Source organism: Massilia sp. LC238 (genome assembly GCF_000735635.1).
GTDB lineage: Bacteria > Pseudomonadota > Gammaproteobacteria > Burkholderiales > Burkholderiaceae_D > Telluria > Telluria varians.
This window is the reverse complement of sequence record NZ_JNNN01000059.1, coordinates 1-320: the sequence shown is the minus strand read 5'-3', so window position 1 is coordinate 320 and position 320 is coordinate 1. Positions and strand designations below refer to the sequence as shown.

At 67.2% G+C, this 320-nt stretch carries 1 pseudogene; it reads left to right on the top strand.

Features of this window, described 5'->3' with window-relative positions:
• Window positions 1–320: pseudogene (locus FG94_RS16175) on the top strand (RNA-guided endonuclease TnpB family protein); the annotation flags it as partial.

Here is a 320-nt window from a genome sequence, read left to right as displayed (position 1 = left end):
CTGCCCTGGCTGCGCACCGTCCACCGCGACGCCCATGCGCAGCCCTTCACCAACCTCGCCAGGGCCTGGAGCCGCTACTTCGAGCAGCGCCGTGCAGGAACGCCGGCATACCCTCCGGTATTCAAGAAAAAGGGGCGCTGCCGCGATGTGTTTTACCTGGCGAACGACAAGTTCAGGATCGAGGGAAGCACCGCCGTGCTGCCCAGGATCGGCCGGGTGGCGCTGTGCGAAGCGCTGCGCTGGCCTGGACGCATCCTGGGCGCGAGCGTCTCGCGCGAAGCGGATCACTGGTTCCTGTGCGTCCAGGTCGAGGTACCCGA